Genomic DNA, 17,047 nt, shown 5'->3' with positions numbered 1-17,047 from the left:
ACGCTAAGTGGAAAACGATGTGGAGTTGCGAAAACAACCAGGATGTTGGCTTAGAAGCAGCCACTCATTAAAAGAGTGCGTAATAGCTCACTGGTCGAGTGACTCTGCGCGGAAAATATAACGGGGCTAAGCGTAACACCGAAGCTTGGGCTGCACAGCAATGTGCGGGGTAGGGGAGCGTCGTGTACGGGGTGAAGTCGCAGCGGAAGCAGCGGTGGACTTTACACGAGTGAGAATGCCGGAATGAGTAGCGAGAATTATGTGGGAATCATAATGGCCGAAAATCTAAGGTTTCCTGGGGAAGGTTCGTCCGCCCAGGGTAAGCCGGGAGCTAAGGCGAGGCCGAAAGGCGTAGTCGATGCACATACGGTTGAAATTCCGTAGCCACCGAACCTTAAGCACACTGACACATGGAGATAGCGGGACCCGGGCGTTGGTTGACCCGGGCGTAAGGGACCGAAATCAAGTAGGGAAGTCCGCGATGCTCTGTGGCGAGAAAAGGTGTGAGGAATGCTAAGGTGCCCGTACCGCAAACCGACACAGGTAGATGAGGAGAGAATCCTAAGGCCAACGGGAGAAGGGTTGTTAAGGAACTCGGCAAAATGACCCCGTAACTTCGGGATAAGGGGAGCCTCCTACGGGAGGCCGCAGCGAATAGGCCCAAGCGACTGTTTACCAAAAACACAGGTCTCTGCTAAATCGAAAGATGACGTATAGGGGCTGACGCCTGCCCGGTGCTGGAAGGTTAAGAGGAGAGCTTAGCGCAAGCGAAGGTTTGAATCGAAGCCCCAGTAAACGGCGGCCGTAACTATAACGGTCCTAAGGTAGCGAAATTCCTTGTCAGGTAAGTTCTGACCCGCACGAATGGCGTAACGATTTGGGCACTGTCTCAACAGCCCACCCGGCGAAATTGTTGTACTGGTGAAGAAGCCAGTTACCCGCAACTAGACGGAAAGACCCCATGGAGCTTTACTGTAGCTTAATACTGGAAATCGGTAAATCATGTACAGGATAGGTGGGAGACTTGGAAGCCTGGGCGTCAGCTTAGGTGGAGTCACCCTTGGGATACCACCCTTGATTTGCTGGTTTTCTAACCTGCGGCCGTGAATCCGGTCGGGGGACACTGTTAGGTGGGCAGTTTGACTGGGGCGGTCGCCTCCTAAAAGGTAACGGAGGCGCTCAAAGGTTCGTTCAGCACGGACGGAAACCGTGCAGTGAGTGTAAACGCATAAACGAGCCTAACTGCGAGACCGACGGGTCGAGCAGTAACGAAAGTTGGAGTTAGTGATCCGGCGGTATGCAAGTGGAAGTGCCGTCGCTCAACGGATAAAAGCTACCCTGGGGATAACAGGCTGATCTCCCCCAAGCGTCCACAGCGACGGGGAGGTTTGGCACCTCGATGTCGGCTCGTCACATCCTGGGGCTGAATTCGGTCCCAAGGGTTCGGCTGTTCGCCGATTAAAGTGGCACGCGAGCTGGGTTCAGAACGTCGTGAGACAGTTCGGTCCCTATCTGTTGCGGGCGTAAGAGATTTGAAGGGAGCTGTCCTTAGTACGAGAGGACCGGGATGGACGTACCTCTGGTGCACCAGTTGTTCTGCCAAGGGCATGGCTGGGTAGCTATGTACGGACGAGATAAACGCTGAAGGCATCTAAGCGTGAAACTCCCCCTAAGATTAGATCTCTCATCCTTCGGGAGTAAGGCACGTCGTAGACTATGACGTTGATAGGTCGGAGGTGGAAGCGCGGTAACGCATGCAGCTGACCGATACTAATAAGCCGAGGGCTTGACCTTAACATGATGATTGCAGGCGCTTGCCTGATGTACTGGAGACTGCATTGTTCGGTTTTGAGGGTGCTGACAAAGCACCAGATGCGCCTTTAGCTCAGCTGGTAGAGCAACTGACTCTTAATCAGTGGGTCCCCGGTTCGAATCCGTGAAGGCGCACCAATGGCCCGTTGGTCAAGCGGCTAAGACGGCGGCCTCTCACGCCGCAAACGTGGGTTCGATTCCCGCACGGGTCACCAATTTTTTAAAAATTGGTCTTGACAGTGAGAACAAAATAGAATATAATGACTTATCGTTGAGAAGAACGGTAAGGAGAAGAAAGTTTTAAAAGTTTCTTTTGCTTACTTTTCTTTTCAAAGGAAAGTAAGTTGGTGTTGATTGCGGTGAGGGTCCACCCGTTCCCATCCCGAACACGGAAGTTAAGCTCACCTGCGCCGAAAATACTTGTCTGGAGACGGACCGGGAAGATAGGTAACGCCAACACAGAGAGCGGACAGCTTAGGCTGTCCGCTTTTTGCTTTACAAAAATCAGCAGCCGTCATAGACAGCTGCTGATATAGGTACTGACATCAAAGGAATCTAGGCTGCTGTCCTTCCGCAGGTACAGGGGATGGTGGGGATGTCCCTTTTTGGAGCGGGCGCCGGCGGAATACCAACAGGCGCCCAAATCGTTCCCGATCTCCACCATGTCCCGCAGGCAATCGGCCAGATAGCTGCGTTTCTCAATAATAGCGCCCCAGGCCGCCCAAATTGCGGGAGCGCCGGTTTTGGTCTGCTCCAGGGCCCAGCGGAAGGCCGCCATATTTTCCTGGTGCAGGGCGGGATTGCACACCTTCTCCATATCATCAGGGCGTGTAGCCCGCTGGGCGTATACATTGAACATGATAAAGCTGTCATAGCCATTGCCCAGGGCAATGCGCTCCACCGACTTCAGGGTGTTGTCCAGATCGTTGGGTGCGGCGGTGGAAGGATTGATGCCCACGCAGATCAACGGGCGGCTGCCCCGGGTGCCCAGGATGTAACGGTAGTCGCAGTAGCGGTTGGGGACGTAGAGCCAGCGGTCCACGTCGTAATCGGCCTGAGGCAGCAGAGCCTCCTCCAAGGCCAGGGAAAAGGACTGGATGTCCTGATGGGCGGTGTCGCAGGCGGGAATATGCATATCAAAACCTCCTGAGGAAGAACGGCTTGTGAGGCGCGTCGCTCCATGGTATACTCACCCTATCAGGATACAGGCAGGAGAAGCAGAATGCAATACCGAAGTGTGAAAAAGGGAATCTTCCAGGCCAGACCCAACCGCTTTATCGCCCATGTGGAGGTAGACGGCGGGCTGGAGGTGGTCCATGTGAAAAATACCGGCCGCTGCCGGGAACTTTTGGTTCCGGGGGCTACGGTCTATCTGGAGGAGAGCGACAACCCGGCCCGCAAGACCAGATATGATCTGATCGCTGTGGAAAAGGGCCGGCTGCTGGTCAATATGGATGCTCAGGCCCCCAATAAGGTGTTTCAGGAGTGGGCGGAGGGAGGCGGCTTTCTGCCCGGACTGACTCTCCTGCGGCCGGAGACCACCTGGGGCAGCTCCCGGTTCGACTTCTACTGGGAGGCGGGAGAGCGCCGGGGCTTTGTGGAGGTCAAAGGGGTCACTTTGGAGGAGGACGGCCACGCCCGCTTTCCCGACGCGCCCACGGAGCGCGGGGTCAAGCACCTGGAGGAGCTGATCCGCTGCCAGGCAGAGGGCTACGAGGCGGCTGTCTGCTTTGTGATCCAGATGGCGGGAATGAAGGATTTTGCCCCCAATGATGTGACCCATCCGGCCTTCGGCGCGGCGCTGCGGAAGGCCGCCGGGGCAGGTGTCCAGGTGCTGGCCCGGGGATGCAGGGTCACGCCGGATACGCTGACCATCGCGGAACCAGTAAAGGTATGCCTCTAAAATGAAAGTATTATATTGAAAACTTGCAAAAATGGAGATTGTAAGCAGGGAAATTTCTGAATTATTTCCAAATATGCAAGAACAATCTTGACAGATGCAGAAAAAGAGCATACACTGCGTCCATCAAGCAGAGACGCTCGTTTCGCCGAGGAAGGCGAAGCGAGCGTTTTTGTTTTCAGGGAGGAATGAATGTATGTATTCGTCAGTGAACACAATCTGGGTGCTGTTGGGCGCCGCGCTGGTCTTTTTCATGCAGGCCGGCTTTGCCATGTGTGAGGCGGGATTTACCCGGGCCAAGAACACGGGCAATATTCTGATGAAGAACCTGATGGACTTCTGCATCGGCACGCCCATCTTCTGGCTGCTGGGCTTCGGCCTGATGTTCGGAAGCGCGGGGGCGCTGGTAGGCGGCTTTGATCCCTTCGTACGGGGCGACTATTCCGCCATCCTGCCGGAGGGGGTTCCCTTCTTCGCCTTCTTCATTTTCCAGACGGTGTTTTGCGCCACCGCCGCTACCATCGTATCGGGCGCTATGGCAGAGCGCACCAAGTTTATTTCCTACTGCATCTATTCTCTGTTGATTTCCGCTGTGGTCTATCCCATCTCCGGCCACTGGATCTGGGGCGGTGGCTGGCTGTCCCAGCTGGGCTTCCATGACTTTGCCGGTTCCACCGCGGTGCATATGGTGGGCGGCGTGGCCTCCCTCATCGGCGCCAAGATCCTGGGGCCCCGCATCGGCAAGTATGACAGGGACGGCAAGCCCCGGGCCATTCTGGGCCACAACCTCTCCATCGCCGCGCTGGGCGTGTTTGTGCTGTGGTTCTGCTGGTTTGGGTTCAACGGCTGCTCCACCGTCTCCATGACCGGGGACGACACCCTGGTGGCTGCCGGCAGCATCTTCGTCACCACCAATATGTCGGCTGCTGTGGCCTGCGTGACCACCATGCTCTTTACCTGGATTCGCTTCAAGAAGCCGGACGTCTCCATGACCTTCAACGCCGCTCTGGGCGGCCTGGTGGCCATCACCGCCGGCTGTGACATGGTATCTGTGGAGGGTGCAGCCATCATCGGTATCTGTGCCGGCATCGTGCTTCCCCTGGCGGTGGAATTCTTTGATAAGGTGGCCAAGATCGACGATCCTGTGGGCGCCATTTCGGTCCACGGTGTGTGCGGCGCCATGGGTACCCTGCTCACCGGCCTGCTGGCGGTGGACGGCGGCCTGTTCTACGGCGGCGGTCCCAAGTTCTTCCTCACCCAGTGCCTGGGCGTGGTCAGCGTCATTGCCTGGGTGGCGGTGACTATGGTGATCATCTTTACGGTGATCAAGCACACGGTGGGTCTGCGGGCCTCCGCCATTGAGGAACTGGAGGGCCTGGACATCCATGAGCACGGCCTGCCTACCGCTTATGCCGACTTCAGTCAGTCCACCAGCATGACGGCGGTGGCCAAGCCGGACGCCTATCCGGAGCCCTATGTGGCTGGTGAGCGCCCGGTGCCCGTGCAGGTCCCCGAGCGTGCTCAGCCTGCGGAGCGCACCAAGTCGGAAGCCAAGCTGACCAATGTGACCATCATCTGCAACCAGTCCAGGTTTGAGGAGTTGAAGAGCGCCATGAACGGCATCGGCGTAACAGGTATGACGGTAACTCAGGTGCTGGGCTGCGGCATCCAGAAGGGCAAGACGGAGTATTACCGCGGCGTGCCCATGACCATGAATCTGCTGCCCAAGGTACAGGTGGAGATCGTGGTGTCCAAGGTGCCGGTGGCACAGGTGGTGGATACCGCCAAGCAGGTGCTCCATACCGGTGGGATTGGCGACGGCAAGATCTTCGTCTATGATGTGGAGGATGTGGTCAAGGTCCGTACCGGCGAACACGGATATGACGCCCTCCAGGGCGAGGAGTAATGAGACAGCCCCCCGGACTTGTCAAAGTCCGGGGGGCTGTGGTATATTGGTAGCAATCATCACTGGGGGGAATGGACATGGAGTCGGCCTATCAAATCTTTGCCGCAGAAATCACGGCAAAAGGGAAGGGCTATCTGGTCATTCAGCACTGTCGGACCGGAGAGCTGGATGAACTGCTGTGCCGGGGCCGTCAGGAGCTGCTGAGCCTGGGTGCAACAGAACTGCTTGTGACCTCTCGGGACCCCAGTGCACCGTTGGAGGAGGGGTGCCTGGGAGAGTGCCGGCTGGAGTTTGTCCGCGATCTGCTGGAGCTGCAGCGGGATCTGTCCCAGCTGCCCGGCCAGCCCCAGCGCCTCAGCCTGGAGCCCCTGACCCGGGAGCGGGGCGGGGCCTGGCTGGCTCTGCACAATGGATGCTTTTTTGAAATGCCCAATTCTGCTACTTACGGCCCCCGGGATCTGGACCGGGCTCTGGAGGAGGGCCACCGCTGTGGATTTGCGGTGGTCAACGGGGTGCGAGTCGGGGTGTATGAGCTGGATCTGACCCAGGAGGTGCCGGAGATCGAGGGCATTGCGCTGCAAAAGGATGTCTGTGGACAGGGCCTGGGGCGGGAATTGCTCTGGGGGACTATGGCTCTGTTGGCGGAGGCTGGATTTGACCGGTGTAAGCTGCTGGTGGCCAGCGACAATGAGAGCGCATTTTCCCTGTACCGCCGGACGGGCTTCAAGGCGGCGGGTATCCGGAGCAAGTGGTTTCGGATGCTGCCCAACTGAATGGCAAAGGCGGCCGCCGTGCATGGCACGGCGGCCGCCTTTTATGCTGTCAGCGGTTGGCGGAGATCACCTGGTCCCACTGCTCCGCCGTCAGCGGCTGGGAGAGCCGCAGGGAACAGGTGTAGCTGCCGTCGGTCCACAAAGCCAGCACATAGGACTGTTCTGCATCCCCCTTCAGGATGACGGTCAGGCCATCCAGGTCGTAGGAGGTCTGAGCGGCATAGGCGGTGTAATCGCCGGAGTTGTCTTCGGTCCCGGCGGATTTGCGGAAGAGAGCCCACTGGGAGTCACCCTCACAGCGAATTTGAGCCAAGGTATCACCGTAGGCGGTATAGGTACTCTGCTCCACCAGGAAGGGCAGCGCGTCCAGGTCGGAAACGGAGAATCCAACCAAAGCCGAGAGAGCCTGGGCGGAGGACACTTCCTGGAGATTTGGGACCACAGTGATTGGGCCGGATGGGGTCTCCACAGGCTGGGGCGAGGTAATCCGGGGCAGGATCGAGATCCCTGCCAGCACTACGGCCAGACAGGCGGCGGTAGCAAGCGTACGCCGCAGAAGAAGCGGGGTGCGGGAGGAGGGGATAGGCTGTCCGGCTGATTCCAACTGCTCCAGGATGCGGGACCGCATGGCATCGGTCACTACAAGGTGGGACATGATCTCGTCATATTTCCGGGCCAAAGTCATACGCCTCCTTCAAGATCTCTTTCAGCTGAATGCGGCCTCTGCGCAGATCGGAGCGGACGGTGGACTCTTTCCGGCCCAGGATGGACGCGATCTGGGCGGTGGAGCAGCCCTCATGATAGAAAAGGTGGATGGCAGCCCGGGAATGTTGGGGAAGAGCCTTGACGGCCTCCCATACAAAGGAGAGGTTCTCCCGCTGTTCCGCGGCCAGCGTGTCCCGCAGCTCGTCGGCGGAGCGCAGACGGTTGTACTTCAACCGGTTTTTGCTCAGGTTGGCGGCCACCCGCAGCAGCCAGGCCTTTTCGTGCTGGGGGCTCTCCAGCACAGGAGCGGTACGCAGAAATTGCAGCAGGGTGTCCTGGAGTACCTCCTCGGCGTCACTTTGATTGTGAAGGTAGGAATAGGCCAGACGTAGAATACTGTTGCCATAGGCGTCCAGCATCCGGGCAGCCTGAGCGTTGGCGGTTTGCCGGACGGCCTCCTCCTCCGGCTTCCGGGCAAAGAGCAGTCGAAGGGCGTGTAGGATATGGGCGCGCAGGCCGGGCCGTCTCAGGCGGCAAACAGCGGTCATTCCCATCGACTCCTCCCCCTTCTGTAGTAGTGGAACGCTGGCGTCATGCCACGGATGCCACCAGTGTGAGCATAGCGTCCCGGCTCAGGCCGGCGGCGCTCTGAATGGCATAAGTATAGCCCTCCGTAGTCCAAACCGCAACCTTAACCGTGTCTCCGTCGCCCTTCAGGGTAACCTCTGTTTCGTGAGAGGAAAGGGTGTCCACCTGAGGATAGGCGGTATAGTCGCCGCTGATATCCTCCTGCCCCACCGCCTTACGGATAGTGAGGTTATCTTCACAGAGGACCTGGATCATCTGATCAGGCAGCACAGAGATGTGCTCCGGGGTGCAGCCATCAGGCAGGTTCAGAGAGAAACCAGCCTGATCCTGGGCCTCCGCCAGCGTGCCGCATTCCACAAAGGGATTGGGGATCTGAGTGGAGGGATCAGTCTGGATGGAGATGGTGCCGCTGTCGCCGGTGATGGCGTCCTCCTGGTTGCCCAGCAGGGCGTCAAAGAGGGCCAGGGGTACATAGGTAGTACCATTCACCGCATAGGGAGGGCAGCCCAGAGAGAAGGGGGCGCTCATACCCACCATATCTTCCAGACTGGTGGTAATCACATAGCGGTCCACCCCAAGGGTCACATCAGTGTGTACCTTGCCGGTGTCCACCCGGATCTGCTCTCCAGACCAAGTCACGGTGAAACCCAGTTCTTCCGCCAGAGCACGGAGGGGAACCATTACGCTGCCCCGAATTTCGGTATCGGCGCCGTTGACCTGGATAGCATAGCCAGAGGGAGAGGCGGTCTCGTCCACAGCAACGGGAGCGGCCAGAACAGGCAGACAGAGGGAGCCGGCCAGGGCCAGGGACAGCAGAGTGGGAACAAGCTTTTTCATAGAAATCTTCCTTTCCGGTGAATTGCGGGAGAGCCTTTGCTCTCTCGTTGTGACACCCTAGATACAACTGGGCGAAAGGAAATGTTGCATGAAACGAAAAAATGTCCGCTGCCATAGGCAGCGGACATTTTGGAATATCAGAGTGTGAGCCGGATCTCCTCGCCATCTTGGGTGTGGATATCCACCAGAGAGACGCCACGGCACTGTCGCCGCAGCCGCCGCGTCAGGCGGAATACCTCCGCACGCCGGTGAGGGGGAAGCATCACATAGCGGCGGCAGGCCCACAGGGCAATGGTGAGCCCTGGTTTGCTCAGGACAAGCCAGGTGGGCAGAAGCAGGTGGAGGCGAAAGTCCTTGGTTTTGATGTGCAGACGCATTTATTCCACCACGACTTCCACCAGATCGCCATTGCTGCTCTCTACCTCCACCAGCTTTCCCAGTGCGCCGCCCTCAATGAGGGAGAGAAGGGCGTTCAGGTCCAGCTGACGGAGCCATTCGCTGCCCCGGAACTGAGGCAGGTCGAGGTTGAGCTGAGCGGCAATGCGGACCAATGCCAAGGGCAGATTGACATTGATTTTATCCCCTTCCCCTGTGCGGACCCGGACACGGAGGAACAGCTCCTCTGCGCTTTTCCGAGCCTCCGGGGGAACATACTGCACGTCGGTGCGCTGCCCTCAGATCAGCTCGTCCAGAGACAGGTGGAAGTAGTCGGACAGGGCGGTAAGGACGGAGAGATCGGGGACGCTCAGGTCATTTTCCCACTTGCTCACCGCCTGGGGAGAGACTCCCATCTGAGCGGCCAGTTCCTCCTGAGTCAGGCCGTCCCGCTTCCGAAGGGCGCTGATGCGCCCACCGATGGTCTGGTTCATAGGTATCCTCTTTTCTGCGTGTGGTTTTCACAGGATGTATTATAGAGTGTTTCCGCAGAAAAGGGAAGGTAACGGCGGTTGGAACTTGCAACCAGCGGTAGAACAGAAGTACAACGAACGGTTGAGAACGGTTAGGGTGTCTGCTCCCACCGGCAGCCACGGGCCTGCCCTGTGATGGTACCCAGGCAGTCCAGGTGATCTTCCTCCGACACCTGAAGATCAGGATAAGCCAGACTGGGGGCCAGCAGCCGGGTGACGCCCCTGCGGCGGCAGAGCCGCCGGAGCAGGACTTCCTGATTATAGAGGTATATACCATATTCCTGCGCGGTAGGGGGGCGTTGGGCACACAACAGAACGGTGCCGGAGGGATAGACCGGTTCCATGCTGCCATCGCTGAGAAGCACGGCAAAGTCCGCCTCCCGAGCGGCGGCGTCAACCTCCGGGATCAGAATGGCCCGGACCGGCGGGGCACCGGTGGAGCCGGTGGTGTAGCAGAAGGTACGCTTCACCGATACGGTCCCGATGGATTTGACGCAGGCCGCACTCATCAGGGCCAACATGACCCCAGCAGTCCGCCGCCGTTGGGGCTCCAGTCGCCGCAGTGCCAGCAGCAGGCGGAGCTCCTCCGGGGAGAGCAGGACCACGCCGTCCTGGCTGTTGGCGGTGACGCAGCATTCCGGGGGCAGCTCGTCATCCAGCAGATATCGGATGGGTACCCGCAGTACACGGGTGATCCGATCCATAGGCCCTATCGCCGGATTTTTTGTCTGTCCCGACAGAATTTTATTCAGCGTACCAAGAGGCACGCCGGACAGACGGGAGATATCCTCCGACGTCAAGTGGCGCAGTTTTTTTACATAGGCCAGCTTTTCCACCATCAGAGACATGGGCGCACCTCCAGAGAACCCCCAACCGAATGCGGTCAAAACCTCCCGGTCAGTGGACAAAATAGTCTGTTGACATTGACAATTTATGCAGAATACATTATATAGAGTATGCAGAGGGACGAAAATACAAGATATAGACACAGAGGGGAGCGGATGTGGAAAATTACCGTAACAAACAGTATAATACCTTTTGATAGGGAAAAAGAGCGAAATATGTCGTGAAACCATGAAATTATAACCAAAAGCAGAGAAAATGAGGAGAGAGGAAACCATGAGTAATTGTCGTATAAAGTACCATGTATATCTGGACAGGGCTTCCCGCCCTCAGATGTATGGGATCCGGAGCCACAACGGAATCTGTGTCGGACGCATTTCCACCGACTTTCAGGAGGTCAACCGGCTGGCAGAATGCTGCAATAGTGCGGGGCTGTCTCCGGTCCATCTTGCTGATGTTGTGGAAGATTTTCGGCGCTCCTGAATGGGAGAAAATAGGTCCAGATACTTGACCGCCGCACTGGAATCAGGTAAACTGAGACCGGCAAACGGCAATCGAGTGAAGCAGAGTAAAAAGCCACCCGCCAGGGTGGCTTTTTCGTCGTGTTCAAGGGGGGAGAAGAAGCATGGAGCAAACACAGAAAAAATGCGCCCTGTTCCGCTTCTGGAAGCGGGAGCCGGTGCTGTGTATTGCCGCGGTGTGCGCGGCGGCCTCCATTTTACTCAATCCGCCGTCGGCGGACTATCTCAATTATATTGACTGGCGGGTGCTGAGCCTGCTGTTCTGTCTGATGGCGGTGGTGGCTGGCTTGCAGGAGTGCGGCGTGTTCGCGGTACTGGCTCAGCGACTGCTGGCCGGTGAGCGGCGGATGCGGTTTGTGACCCTGGCACTGGTGCTGTTGCCCTTCTTTGTGTCCATGCTGGTGACCAACGATGTGGCCCTCATTACATTTGTGCCCTTTGCGGTGCTGGTGCTTGGACTGATTGGCAGAACGGAGCGGCTGATTTATATTGTGGTGCTCCAGACCATTGCCGCCAATCTGGGCAGCATGGCTACTCCGGTAGGCAACCCTCAGAATCTGTATATCTATGCCAACTATGAGCTGACCGCCGGTCAGTTCTTTGCCACCATGGTGCCCCTTACCCTGATCAGTTTTGTGGGGCTGGTGATTGCGGCCCTGTGCGTCAAGCCGGAGGGGATCCGGGTCACCTTTTCGGAAAAGGCCTCCATTCGCAGCCCCGGCCGGCTGGGGCTGATGGCAGGATTGTTTGTGCTGTGCCTGCTGTCGGTGTTCCGGGTGCTGCCCTATCCGGCCCTGCTGGCCGTGGTGGCGGCGGGTATGCTGATCTTTGACCGGCCTCTGTTCCGCAAGGTGGACTACGGCCTGCTGGCCACCTTCTTCTGCTTCTTCCTTTTTGCAGGCAATGTGGGAGCCTGCGCTCCCGTACGGGAGGCGCTGACGGCGGTAATGGCGCAGAACACAGCTCTGGCCTCCGGCATTACCAGTCAGGTCATCAGCAACGTGCCGGCGGCGGTACTGCTGTCCAACTTTACCACCGACTGGCACGGGCTGCTCATTGGCACCAACATTGGCGGCCTTGGAACACCCATCGCATCTCTGGCCAGCCTGATCTCCATGAAGGCCTATCTCAGGTCCCCCGGCGCTCGGGCCGGTCGTTACCTGCTGGTGTTTACCCTGGCCAATGTGGCAGCCCTTGCCATTTTGACGGGCAGCGTGGTGCTGATGGGGCTGATTTTCCCCGGATAAGCGGATTTTGAACCCAATATAAGCGGATTATAGCTTGTATTTGATCAAAGAACATAGTATAATAATATACTGCTTCTTTTGCGTATTGCGGCAGGCCGGGGATCACCGGCAGCCTTGTTGGCCGGATCACCGGACCCGGCCCATATTCGATTAGAGAGGGTTCGGCATGACATGAATCGTACGTTGGAACATATCCTTCCCCGGGTGCAGAAGCCTGCACGCTATACCGGCGGCGAGTATAACGCGGTGGTGAAGGACCGGCGCCAAGTGGATGTGCGCTATGCGCTCTGCTTCCCGGATACCTATGAGATCGGAATGTCCAATCTGGGTATGCGTATCCTTTATGGAGTTATGAACCAGATGGACGGCGTTTGGTGCGAGCGGGTGTTCGCACCCTGGGGCGATATGGAGGAGGAGATGCGCCGGGAGGGCATCCTGCTCTATGGCCTGGAGAGCGGCGACTCCATCGCAGACTTTGACCTGATTGGGTTCTCCCTGGGCTATGAGATGGCATATACCAATGTGCTCAATATGCTGGATCTGGCCGGACTGCCCCTGCGCTCCGAGGAGCGCTACGGCCTGTCTCCCATTGTGATCGCCGGCGGTACCTGCGCCTACAATCCGGAGCCCCTGGCCCCCTTTGTGGACATCTTTGTGCTGGGCGAGGGCGAGGACGTAAGCGTAGAGATTATTCAGCTCTACCGCAAGGCCCGGGAGGAGTGCTGGAGCAAGGATGAATTCCTGGCTGCCGCTGCTCAGATCCCCGGCCTGTATGTGCCCTCCCTGTATGAGGTGTCCTACCGTCCTGACGGCACTCTGGAGCAGGTTATTCCCCATGAGGGCGCCCCTGCGGTGGTGACCAAGCGGATCGTCCAGGATTTTGACAAAAGTTACTTCCCGGTGAAGACCATCGTGCCCTCCACCGAGATCGTCCATGACCGGGTAATGCTGGAGCTGTTCCGGGGCTGTATCCGGGGCTGCCGGTTCTGTCAGGCGGGCTATGCTTACCGACCGGTCCGGTCCCGTGACCCGGAGATCCTGCTGAAGCAGGGTATTGAGGCCTGCAAGGACTCCGGCTATCAGGAGATGACCCTGTCCTCCCTGTCTACCAGCGATTACCGGCCTCTGGAGCACCTGTGCGACGGGCTGCTGGACTGGTGTGAGCCCAACCGGGTGTCCCTGTCCCTGCCCTCCCTGCGGGCGGACAATTTTTCCCTGGGGCTGATGGAGCGGGTACAGCACGTCCGCAAGTCGGGCCTTACCTTTGCCCCTGAGGCGGGCACCCAGCGCCTCCGGGACGCCATCAACAAGAACGTCACCGAGGAAGACCTGCTGCGGTCCTGCCGCACTGCCTTCTCCGGCGGCTGGTCCAGCGTAAAGCTCTACTTCATGCTGGGTCTGCCCACCGAGACCGATGAGGATGTGCTGGGTATTGCCGACCTGGCGGAGAAGGTCTACAAGACCTGGAAGGAGGTCACCCCCAACCCCAGGCGGGGTGTGACCATCACAGTGTCTACTGCCTGGTTTGTGCCCAAGCCCCACACCGCCTTCCAGTGGGAGCCTCAGATCACAATGGAGGAGTATCAGCGGCGGGTCAAGCTGCTGCGGGAGCATATGAAGGGCCGGTCCATCAAGTACAACTGGCACGACTCCCAGACCAGCTTCCTGGAGGCCGTCTTTGCCCGGGGCGACCGGAAGGTGGCCGACGTCATTGAGACCGCCTGGCGGCAGGGCGCCAAGTTTGACGCCTGGAGCGAGTATTTTGACTTTGACCGCTGGCTGGCCGCCTTTGAGGCCTGCGGCGTGGACCCCGCTTTTTATGCCAACCGTACCCGTGAGAAGGACGAGCTGCTGCCCTGGGATGTGACCAGCGTGGGCGTGACCAAGAACTTCCTGTGGCGGGAGCGGGAGCGGGCCTATGAGGCTGTCATCACCCCCGACTGCCGGGTCCAGTGCACCGGCTGCGGTGCCAATAAGCTCTATCCGGGAGGAAAATGTGATGCATAGACTGGCATTTACCAAGGCGGACACCGCCAAATTCATTTCCCACCTGGATCTGATGCGTACCTTCCAGCGGTCCTTCCTGCGGGCGGGTATCCATATCAAGCATACCGAGGGCTTCAATCCCCACGCATTCGTTTCCATCCCCCTGCCCCTGTCGGTGGGCTACTCCAGCAGCTGTGAGGTGCTGGAATGTCAGGTGCTGGACACGCCTCTGGAGGAAGTTCCCCAGCGCATGAACGCCGCCCTGCCTGCCGGTATTACCGTCCAGCGGTGCTATGAGGGTGTGCGCCCAGTGAAGGAGCTGTACTACGTCAACTATATCGTCACCCTGGAATATGAGGCCGGGGCTCCCTTTGGGGCGGAATCCGCCATCCGGGGTCTGCTGAGCCGGGACAGCCTGGTGATGGAGAAAAAGAGCAAGAAGGCTAAGAGCGGCAAGGTGGAGGTGGATCTGATCCCCCTCATTGCCAAGGCCACCGTGGAGGAGCGGCGGGACACCATCGCTCTGGACCTGATCCTGAAGGCCCAGAATCCGGGCCTGAATCCCGAGCTCATTGTGTCGGCCATCCGCACCTACTGTCCCGACGCCGCCCCCGATTATGCGGTGTTTCACCGCCGGGCGGTGCTGGATGAGCAGTTCCAGAGCTGGGAGTAATTTCATTAAAAGGGAAACGGACCTTTCGCATTTGGGCGGAAGGTCCGTTTTTGATGGAAAATAACTGCTTATTTTTGAATGATCTATAATTGACAAGGGAAGAGGGCCGGACTACAATGAGGCCTGTTGTACCGGCAGGACTATGCCGGTGTGGAAATCCCTGAAGCGAGGCGAGCGTAGCAATGAAATTACTGTGTCAGTTCGGCATTATTTTTGGGATATGCTGGATAAGTCAGATCCTGGAGCAGCTGCTGCCCATCCCTTTTCCGGCCAGTGTAATCGGTATGGTGCTGCTCTTTGTGCTGCTGGCCACCGATGTGCTCAAGCTGGAGCACGTTCGGGAAAAAGCCGACTTTCTGTTGGCCAACATGGCCTTCTTTTTCCTGCCTGCCGGCGTCAGCGTTATGAACTACTTTGACGTGTTGAGCAGCGCACTGGTGCCTCTGCTGGTGATCTGCCTGGTGACCACAGTGCTGGTATTCGGCGCCACCGCCCTGAGTATCAAACTAACCCTGCGGCTGATGGGAAGGGGGAAGAACCATGGTTGAGTGGACCAATTCTCCCTTCTTTGGAGTGGCGCTTAGTGTACTGGCCTTTTGGATCGGCGTCAAGATCCAGAAAAAGACGGGACTGGTGGTGTGCAATCCGCTGCTGATCGGCGTGATTCTGGTGATTGGTCTGCTGCTGGCTCTGGGGATTCCCTACGAGTATTACGACCAGGGAGGCAGCCTCATCAATCTGTTTCTCTCTCCTGCCACTGCCTGTCTGGCGGTGGCCATCTACAGCAAAGTTCAGCTGCTGAAGGAGAACTGGCTGCCCATTCTGGTGGGCTGCGTGGTAGGTTCCTTGGTATCTATGGGGAGCATCCTGGGATTGTGCCGGCTCTTTGGGCTGGATGAGGCCATGACGGCCTCTCTGCTGCCCAAGTCGGTGACTACCCCCATCGCAGTCAGTGTGGCCCAGGCCCACGGCGGTATCCCCTCCATTACGGTGGTGGCGGTGATCCTGACGGGCATTCTGGGCAGCATTCTGGCCCCCCTTCTGATCCGTCTGTTCCGGGTGAAGGACCCCATCGCCGCAGGGCTGTCCATCGGGGCCTGCTCCCACGCTGTTGGTACCTCCAAGGCTCTGGAACTGGGGGAGACCGAGGGTGCCATGAGCGGTCTGGCCATCGGGGTATGCGGCCTTGTGACCGTGCTCTTTTCTCTGATTCTGCTATAAAAAAGATCGGGCGCATTGCGCCCGATCTTTTTTTACAGATCGATGGGGTCCACATCCACGGGATGGGTTTTGCGGTACTCCTTGGTCCACTGGGACAGCTGGAAGATGGTCCACAGATCAGAGACACCGGCATACAGCAGTACGATGCCGATGACCCGGAAGAGGGCGGCCTCAGCCAGCAGGGGGTGGAACACCACAAAGATGCCCAAGCCGGCGGAAACCAGAGAGAGGATCAGGTTGATGTTCCAATGGGAGTAGTCCATCCGCTGCAGCTCCAGGGTGCGCTTGACGCTGAGCAGAGCGTCAATGGCGATATACAGGCCCAGGATCACAGGAATAACGCCCTGAATCAGCGGGGGATAGATGACCATGACAGCGCCGATGGCGGCAGCCACGATGCCCAGGAAGAGTCCCAGGAAAGCGCTTCCCTTCCGGTCCTCGCTGCGGTAGAAGCCCACAATGGCAAAGATACCGTAGAGCAGCAGAATGGCGCCGAAGGCATAGCAGATGATATCCATGACAATGGTGGGCCACAGGATGAGTACGACGCCCAGAATCAGGTAGAGGATGGAGAGAAAGACAAAGCTGACCGTCATATTTTTCAGACGTTCTTTCATAATAAGACCACCTTTCTCCAGTGTTACAGGCTTGGGGCCTGCCAGCCCTTGCATACATCGATCCAGCCGGCGCTGTTGGACAGCTGGGCCAGCTCGTCACAGTTGAGCCTGACGGCGGAGGCTGCGTTGCCGGCGGCGGGGTAGATGGTGTCAAAGCGCTGAAGGGAGATGTCCAGATAGGTGACGGTGTTGGGGTGGGTGATGCCAAAGGGACACACGCCGCCGATCTGATGGCCGGTAAAGGCTTCCACCTGCTCCGGAGTCAGCATGGTGGCTTTGTGGTGGAACTGGGCCTTGAACTTGGAGTTGTCGATCTTGGCGTCGCCGGCGCAGACGATGAGCACCGCCCCGTCCTCATGGAGGAAGGATAGGGTCTTGGCGATGTGGGCGGGTTCGCAGCCCACGGCCTGGGCGGCCAGCTCCACGGTGGCGCTGGACACGTCGAATTCCTGAATGCGGTCCTCATAGCCTCGCTGACGCAGGTAAGCGCGGCAGGTTTCAATGGACATC

19 protein-coding genes, 2 tRNA genes and 2 rRNA genes are annotated in these 17,047 nt (G+C 58.4%); 13 read left to right on the top strand and 10 right to left on the bottom strand.

The window, feature by feature from the left end; translation table 11 throughout:
- The 4 genes from B5G06_RS11370 to rrf form a co-directional block, all read left to right on the top strand.
- Nucleotides 1–1,794, top strand: a 23S ribosomal RNA gene (locus B5G06_RS11370); the annotation flags it as partial.
- Nucleotides 1,795–1,874: 80 nt separating this feature from the next.
- Nucleotides 1,875–1,950: transfer RNA gene (locus B5G06_RS11365), tRNA-Lys, on the top strand.
- 2 nt (nucleotides 1,951–1,952) lie between these two features.
- A tRNA-Glu gene (locus tag B5G06_RS11360) sits at nucleotides 1,953–2,027 on the top strand.
- A gap of 128 nt (nucleotides 2,028–2,155) precedes the next feature.
- Nucleotides 2,156–2,271 (top strand): 5S ribosomal RNA (gene rrf / locus B5G06_RS11355).
- Nucleotides 2,272–2,326: 55 nt separating this feature from the next.
- Here the strand turns inward: rrf and B5G06_RS11350 are convergent.
- Nucleotides 2,327–2,947, bottom strand: a complete 621-nt coding sequence (locus tag B5G06_RS11350) for a DUF1643 domain-containing protein (protein ID WP_087189176.1) — start codon at nucleotides 2,945–2,947, stop codon at nucleotides 2,327–2,329.
- Nucleotides 2,948–3,034: 87 nt separating this feature from the next.
- Between B5G06_RS11350 and sfsA the strand changes: the two genes are divergently transcribed.
- From sfsA to B5G06_RS14070, 3 genes are all read left to right on the top strand, one after another.
- Entirely contained in the window at nucleotides 3,035–3,715 is a 681-nt protein-coding gene (sfsA, locus tag B5G06_RS11345; protein WP_087189175.1) for a DNA/RNA nuclease SfsA, read from the top strand.
- Nucleotides 3,716–3,908: 193 nt separating this feature from the next.
- Nucleotides 3,909–5,618: an ammonium transporter gene (locus B5G06_RS11340; protein WP_087189174.1), complete on the top strand. Its 1,710-nt coding sequence runs from the start codon at nucleotides 3,909–3,911 to the stop codon at nucleotides 5,616–5,618.
- A 77-nt stretch (nucleotides 5,619–5,695) separates the two neighbouring features.
- Complete coding sequence (locus B5G06_RS14070) at nucleotides 5,696–6,391, top strand: GNAT family N-acetyltransferase (protein ID WP_158094706.1); 696 nt, start codon at nucleotides 5,696–5,698, stop codon at nucleotides 6,389–6,391.
- Between the two features lie 49 nt (nucleotides 6,392–6,440).
- Here B5G06_RS14070 and B5G06_RS11330 read toward each other — a convergent pair whose 3' ends face one another.
- The 7 genes from B5G06_RS11330 to B5G06_RS11305 all read right to left on the bottom strand — a co-directional run bounded on the left by B5G06_RS11330 (nucleotide 6,441) and on the right by B5G06_RS11305 (nucleotide 10,277).
- Nucleotides 6,441–7,070 (bottom strand): hypothetical protein, encoded by a 630-nt coding sequence (locus B5G06_RS11330; RefSeq protein WP_087189172.1) that lies wholly within the window; start codon nucleotides 7,068–7,070, stop codon nucleotides 6,441–6,443.
- Entirely contained in the window at nucleotides 7,054–7,644 is a 591-nt protein-coding gene (locus tag B5G06_RS11325) for an RNA polymerase sigma factor (protein ID WP_242955470.1), read from the bottom strand. Before B5G06_RS11325 ends, B5G06_RS11330 begins: the two co-directional genes overlap by 17 nt.
- A gap of 43 nt (nucleotides 7,645–7,687) precedes the next feature.
- Nucleotides 7,688–8,521: a copper amine oxidase N-terminal domain-containing protein gene (locus B5G06_RS11320; RefSeq protein ID WP_087189171.1), complete on the bottom strand. Its 834-nt coding sequence runs from the start codon at nucleotides 8,519–8,521 to the stop codon at nucleotides 7,688–7,690.
- Nucleotides 8,522–8,658: 137 nt separating this feature from the next.
- Nucleotides 8,659–8,898: a hypothetical protein gene (locus tag B5G06_RS11315; RefSeq protein ID WP_087189170.1), complete on the bottom strand. Its 240-nt coding sequence runs from the start codon at nucleotides 8,896–8,898 to the stop codon at nucleotides 8,659–8,661.
- Nucleotides 8,899–9,180: a hypothetical protein gene (locus tag B5G06_RS14455; protein WP_242955469.1), complete on the bottom strand. Its 282-nt coding sequence runs from the start codon at nucleotides 9,178–9,180 to the stop codon at nucleotides 8,899–8,901.
- A gap of 15 nt (nucleotides 9,181–9,195) precedes the next feature.
- Nucleotides 9,196–9,390, bottom strand: coding sequence for a helix-turn-helix domain-containing protein (locus B5G06_RS14450; protein ID WP_242955468.1), 195 nt, complete (start codon nucleotides 9,388–9,390; stop codon nucleotides 9,196–9,198).
- Nucleotides 9,391–9,521: 131 nt separating this feature from the next.
- Nucleotides 9,522–10,277 (bottom strand): helix-turn-helix domain-containing protein, encoded by a 756-nt coding sequence (locus B5G06_RS11305; protein WP_087189169.1) that lies wholly within the window; start codon nucleotides 10,275–10,277, stop codon nucleotides 9,522–9,524.
- Nucleotides 10,278–10,530: 253 nt separating this feature from the next.
- Between B5G06_RS11305 and B5G06_RS14445 the strand changes: the two genes are divergently transcribed.
- From B5G06_RS14445 to B5G06_RS11275, 6 genes are all read left to right on the top strand, one after another.
- The gene (locus B5G06_RS14445) at nucleotides 10,531–10,755 is read left to right on the top strand and encodes a DUF6514 family protein (protein ID WP_255396453.1); all 225 of its coding nucleotides are present in this window, start codon (nucleotides 10,531–10,533) and stop codon (nucleotides 10,753–10,755) included.
- A gap of 142 nt (nucleotides 10,756–10,897) precedes the next feature.
- Nucleotides 10,898–12,040: an SLC13 family permease gene (locus B5G06_RS11295; RefSeq protein ID WP_087189167.1), complete on the top strand. Its 1,143-nt coding sequence runs from the start codon at nucleotides 10,898–10,900 to the stop codon at nucleotides 12,038–12,040.
- Nucleotides 12,041–12,211: 171 nt separating this feature from the next.
- A complete protein-coding gene (locus tag B5G06_RS11290; protein WP_087189166.1) occupies nucleotides 12,212–14,047 on the top strand; it encodes a TIGR03960 family B12-binding radical SAM protein in 1,836 nt (611 codons plus the stop codon).
- Nucleotides 14,040–14,699 carry a TIGR03936 family radical SAM-associated protein gene (locus B5G06_RS11285; RefSeq protein WP_087189165.1) on the top strand — a complete coding sequence of 220 codons (660 nt, stop codon included), beginning with the start codon at nucleotides 14,040–14,042 and terminating at the stop codon, nucleotides 14,697–14,699. The genes B5G06_RS11290 and B5G06_RS11285 overlap by 8 nt, the downstream gene beginning before the upstream one ends.
- Nucleotides 14,700–14,881: 182 nt before the next feature.
- Nucleotides 14,882–15,247, top strand: a complete 366-nt coding sequence (locus B5G06_RS11280) for a CidA/LrgA family protein (protein WP_087189164.1) — start codon at nucleotides 14,882–14,884, stop codon at nucleotides 15,245–15,247.
- Nucleotides 15,240–15,920: an LrgB family protein gene (locus B5G06_RS11275; protein WP_087189163.1), complete on the top strand. Its 681-nt coding sequence runs from the start codon at nucleotides 15,240–15,242 to the stop codon at nucleotides 15,918–15,920. Before B5G06_RS11280 ends, B5G06_RS11275 begins: the two co-directional genes overlap by 8 nt.
- 32 nt (nucleotides 15,921–15,952) lie before the next feature.
- Here B5G06_RS11275 and B5G06_RS11270 read toward each other — a convergent pair whose 3' ends face one another.
- Together B5G06_RS11270 and B5G06_RS11265 are read right to left on the bottom strand one after the other, a co-directional pair.
- Nucleotides 15,953–16,537, bottom strand: coding sequence for an HdeD family acid-resistance protein (locus B5G06_RS11270; protein ID WP_087189162.1), 585 nt, complete (start codon nucleotides 16,535–16,537; stop codon nucleotides 15,953–15,955).
- Between the two features lie 23 nt (nucleotides 16,538–16,560).
- Entirely contained in the window at nucleotides 16,561–17,046 is a 486-nt protein-coding gene (locus B5G06_RS11265) for a YbaK/EbsC family protein (RefSeq protein WP_087189161.1), read from the bottom strand.
- Between the last annotated feature and the right edge of the window lies 1 nt (nucleotide 17,047).

Source organism: Flavonifractor sp. An52 (genome assembly GCF_002159385.1).
In the GTDB taxonomy this organism is placed as follows: Bacteria; Bacillota; Clostridia; order Oscillospirales; family Oscillospiraceae; genus Flavonifractor; species Flavonifractor avicola.
Note: the sequence above shows the minus strand (reverse complement) of the source record. Positions and strands in the feature narration are given on the sequence as shown.